The organism is Hadarchaeum sp. (SeqCode) (assembly GCF_049969415.1).
Lineage (GTDB): Archaea > Hadarchaeota > Hadarchaeia > Hadarchaeales > Hadarchaeaceae > Hadarchaeum.
Genome location: NZ_JBMFOX010000053.1, coordinates 1 through 4,499 on the forward strand (window position 1 = coordinate 1; position 4,499 = coordinate 4,499).

General features: G+C 52.9%; 6 protein-coding genes. All 6 read right to left on the reverse strand.

Annotation, left to right across the window (positions count from 1 at the left end):
- Positions 1 to 410: 410 nt before the first annotated feature.
- Positions 411 to 1,091, reverse strand: coding sequence for a CRISPR-associated ring nuclease (locus ACP5PX_RS07310; RefSeq protein WP_428085312.1), 681 nt, complete (start codon positions 1,089 to 1,091; stop codon positions 411 to 413).
- Positions 1,088 to 1,747, reverse strand: coding sequence for an RAMP superfamily CRISPR-associated protein (locus ACP5PX_RS07315; protein ID WP_428085313.1), 660 nt, complete (start codon positions 1,745 to 1,747; stop codon positions 1,088 to 1,090). Before ACP5PX_RS07315 ends, ACP5PX_RS07310 begins: the two co-directional genes overlap by 4 nt.
- The gene (locus ACP5PX_RS07320) at positions 1,744 to 2,541 is read right to left on the reverse strand and encodes an RAMP superfamily CRISPR-associated protein (RefSeq protein ID WP_428085314.1); all 798 of its coding nucleotides are present in this window, start codon (positions 2,539 to 2,541) and stop codon (positions 1,744 to 1,746) included. The genes ACP5PX_RS07315 and ACP5PX_RS07320 overlap by 4 nt, the downstream gene beginning before the upstream one ends.
- Positions 2,542 to 2,594: 53 nt before the next feature.
- Positions 2,595 to 3,278, reverse strand: coding sequence for an RAMP superfamily CRISPR-associated protein (locus ACP5PX_RS07325; protein WP_428085315.1), 684 nt, complete (start codon positions 3,276 to 3,278; stop codon positions 2,595 to 2,597).
- On the reverse strand, positions 3,275 to 3,613 hold the full coding sequence (locus ACP5PX_RS07330) for a hypothetical protein (protein ID WP_428085316.1): 339 nt from the start codon (positions 3,611 to 3,613) through the stop codon (positions 3,275 to 3,277). Before ACP5PX_RS07330 ends, ACP5PX_RS07325 begins: the two co-directional genes overlap by 4 nt.
- Positions 3,610 to 4,499 (reverse strand): hypothetical protein (locus ACP5PX_RS07335; RefSeq protein WP_428085317.1); only part of this gene is annotated, 890 nt, incomplete at its 5' end. The genes ACP5PX_RS07330 and ACP5PX_RS07335, both read right to left, overlap by 4 nt.

Sequence of the window (4,499 nt, forward strand, 5' to 3'; positions counted from 1 at the left end):
TCGTTTGAGCTACTGAAACGTGATTTTTCAAGACAACAGAGCAGCGCCGATACAAAGTTGCTGTTCCCTATCCCTCGTTTGAGCTACTGAAACTGATCTAGAGCCGATGCGCCAGTTGGCCAACGTCATGTTGCTGTTCCCTATCCCTCGTTTGAGCTACTGAAACACCACAGCGGGAACAACACGCTCCTGAGCGTCGGGGTCGTTGCTGTTCCCTATCCCTCGTTTGAGCTACTGAAACCCGGTCGAAAAGTGATTCAGTTGCACTTGTTGAGTAGGAATATTGCCTCATTTTTTGAACATCGAAATTTGCTGTAAGGATTTATAAAGATGTTCAACAAGCGGGAGTCATCGGGTGAATTTATTAGTTCGCTACCTATGAGAACTAGATAATGGGCTAATTTTTATTATCACCTCCCCAGCGCTTTTACCAACATTTTCCCGTACTCGGTCAGTTTGCCCTTTCTCAACGCGCCTATTTCCTCGAGCTTTTTGATTAGATATGGCCGGGCCTTTTTATGGCCCTTTTCCATTCCTTCAAGAGCGGAAACTGCCTCATTGATTTCTGCGGGAATCAACGGCAGAGCAACTATCCTTCCACCCGGCCGATGAAGGAACTCCCTTATTTCATCACCCCTCTGCCCGACAAATTTTTCAAAATCTTGCCTCAGCTCTTCCCGGATGGAGTACCACTCCGGGCTAACGCTGGATATCTCCTCAGTGATCACGTGGAGCACTCTATAGGCCCCGAAAAAGCTGCCGGCAAGGGCCAAGGTGGCCGCAATGCCCTTTCTGCCACCCGAGATGCCCACGTAAACCCTTCTCCACCTCCTGAGGCGAATAAGCTCCTCCCGGGCAACCCTCATCACTTCCACCAAGTCGTCTTCCGTTATCGCATCCTCAAACTGAAGGGCTTTGAGGGAAACGGGGATTTGATGGTATTCCCACTGTATCACTCGAGCGCTGAGGAGCACGTAAGGATCTTTCGTGACAAGGAGCACCACCTCACGCAAATTCTCTGTTAAGAGATGATCGATGAGGGGGGAGATCGCGGTTGGCTGCTCCCCGACTGAAGCCAAAAGGGCGCTCATGCCGGCACCGCCACCTCCCTTAGTTCTCGTGATGACCAATCGGGTAAGCCGTCAATTTTTTCTACCCTCAGCCTCACGTTTCCTCCCTTCTCCAAATGGTCGTACTTTTTTAGGCCCAAGAAATGCTTCCAATTGCTGCCCAACCCCCTGAGCCCCTCCAGAAGCAGGTTCAGCCCCTCCTCGTCGATGTCTTTTGTTTGAATTTTAAACCTCAGTTCGGTCCCCTTGGGGAAAACCTCCATCTGGCCAAATCGACTCCTCACAACTTTTGGAACGAATCCGGGCGGCGGCATGGCATCTGAAAAGAACACCTTGGAGGCGTGGAATGGCTTCCCGAAAAGCGAGCATATCCGGCAAATTTTTTCCCGGCAGGGGCCCTTCGGAAGCTTGTGAAGGCCGAGCCTCCGCTGCAGGCGCCCGAGCCACCGCATATTTGGCGGACGGCGTGAGACAAGAATAAAACAATAATCCTCCTGTGGGTCGTTGCGGTGCAGGTACTCGACTGCACAGCGAACCATGCCCTTTAAAGTGGAACCTGGAATTACACAAGCTTCACCGCTCCGGGGCAACATTGCGTGGCCAGTCTCGTTCTCCATCCCAGATCCGACATGAACGTCCTCCAAGCATGCGATGGAGCAGAAAAGCGTGTAGATCAACCGAACACCCCGGTGAAGCCCTCTGTTATCGAGTCCAAGTTCGGTTCCCTCACCCTTGCTAGGCCGTAAAGGAGATCCCCACCAAGGGTTGCTTTTCCGGTTATCGATAGCTCCGCGTCCGCATCGGATATCGGCGACAGCCAAAGCCTTCCACCTCGTAGCTCCACAACCGTCTTCTCGCCCTGAACTAACTTTTCCCCGCGGGCCGAGCCAAATGGAACTCGTACCTCGAGCGTTTCCACATCTATCCTGGCCTCCCCCAAGCCCCTTGATTTGCCGCCCCCGAGCCTGACCAGCCCCCTGTTCAACGCTTCAACTGCGGCGGTGAAGAGGCCGAGCTGGTAGTTGGCAGGGTTTTCGAAGACGGCCTCAAATGGGAATACGCTGCCGGGAGCCACGAATTCCATGGTAAAGAGAGCACGCGCATGAGCTGACCCAGTATTTCTGTCGATGCCTATTCCCGGCCGAACCCCGGTCTGGATCGGCCCGTCCGGTATGAGGTCCTTTATTTCCACGACGGATGCTCTTTCAGTAGAACCAAAGAGGGAACACGCTTCGCAGTTTCCATCTGGTTTATTCAGGGGATCACATGCATACCCTTGACCCCTTGCCCTCAGGATATTCTCGGCGGCGCTTCTGAGAACCCCTTTCAGGCTTGATCCGGGGATGTAGACCTTCTCCCCGGCGTTTTCCGTCACAATTTTTATCACTTGGCTGTCCACGCCCGTGGGCCTGCCACCGTCCGCTCCGGTGCCTATATGGATGGGGCTAAGGGCCACGAGTTTTCCGCTCATGCGCACCCAACGTTTCAAAACGTCAAACTCCGGGAGATACCTCGCGACAACCATCAGGTGACCCCCAGCTCCTCCCTCAACGCAGACAAAGCCCTCTCCTCGAGAACGCTCCAGTCAAACTGCTCGGTGCCTTTGGTGGGGTTGATGTAGTGCTCTGGAAGTACCCTCTCCACTGAATTTATGGCGAGTTTTACGGCGCCCAAACCCCTAGATTTACACCCCCCGATGGCTCCATCGCCTTCAACGAGTGGCCTCAAACCAACGCACAGCACCCCCAGCTCCGGAAGGGACAGGTTCTCCCCGATTATCTCCAACAAAAATTTTGTCCCCGGAGGCACGAATTCGTAGGAAAAAAGGCCCCTGCTGTCTGCCGTTTTTGTTTTTCTGTTTATCCTCACGCTCCACCTGTAATCCTTCAAGGGGGAGTCCGTCAGGCAGTCCCGAAATATCAACTTGGATGCCTGGCTGTCTTCACGCTCTGAGTATCCGAAGGTTACCTTCACTAGCCTTTCAACTTTTTCTGAGGGCTTCACGGCCTTCAGGACCCGCTCCGCATAGGATCTCACCACGCCCTTTAGAGAGGATCCGGGAATGTAGGGCCTGCCATCACGGGTGATGACGATTGGCAAATCGGCGCTAGAGAACTTTTCCTCCATCCCCGATCCGATGTGAAGGGGGGTAAGAGTCTCGATTTCCCCCCTTATTCGGTACCTAGATTCAAGCTTCCCGAAACTCATCGCTTCCCTCCTTTTTTATAATCTTCATACTCATAGCACCAGTTGAGATAGCCCAAAAAAGACTCCACTTCTTCGTACGAAGCCTCGAAGTAACCCCTCCGCTTCATTTCTTCAAGTAGAACATTGGCCCAAGCAAATCTTCGGCCGGCTTGGTGTAAAAGGTATTTTTCAAGGTGAAGCACATTTGCTTGACCTTTTACCGGATGCCCGCTCATAAGAACTCCGGAGAGGTTTTTAATCTGCGTTTTAGACGGCGGAGATTTTTCGGAATTAATCAGTTTTTTCGCAACCTCCTCCGCTTCTTCAATTATCTTTTTTAATCTCTCCTCATTCAAAAGATGACCTCCGCTTTTATCTCTCCACACCCATACGATTTATATTTTCCGGAGTTAACGTGGTTCAAAGCGCTCAAACATTCGCCCATTTTCTCATCATCTTTCACGCTGATGAGTGCCGCGGAGCCGCCGTCCAGGGCCGAGTACATGTGCTTCGGTCTTCCGTAAAGGGAGAAGCCGCCCACAGTTGTCTGTTTGAAAAGAGCGGTTTCGATCACGACCTCCGGATTGAATTGGAAGGGAGGCCTGAAGATGATGGCTTGAGCCCGTCGCAGGTAACCGGCCAAGACGCCGGGTTCCATTTTTCCCGCCTTTTCCGTCGGCAGGGGTGAAATCAACCAGAGCGCGACTTTCGGACTCCCAAATTTTTCCGTGGATTTTCTGAGATCGCGGGTCATGGCCTTGACCTCGCGCTTCAAGGCATTGTCGTCAACCTGCAGAAGCTCGGCCTTTACCTTGACGTGACCCAGTCCCCTCGTCTTCCCCCCGCCTATCCCTTCCTCGTTCAGCTGCTTTGCGTACTCGAGAACTTTTTTAGCGTCCTCAACAAAAAACTCCCTGGCGCCAACCTGCGGAAATATTGAGATGTGGGACCTGAAGCGCTGGCCCTCCGACACGGCCATGAGCGTGTACAGCTTTCCCTTTTCAATGGTGAATTTTTCTATATCAACTGCGGTGCCGGTGATGAAGCGAAAACTCGTTATCACCTCCTCTACCCCGTTTTTGAAACAACCGAAACCGCGCGCCTCCTCATACGGGCCGCCGTCCTTGGGGCAAAAAATGGGGGCCAGCTTCCCCTTTCCGAGGCAAATGAATTCCTCAGCTCGGTTTTTGTACTCTCCGCAGACCTTGCACCTCCCCCAGTAGGCAGGGATGGGCAGACTCC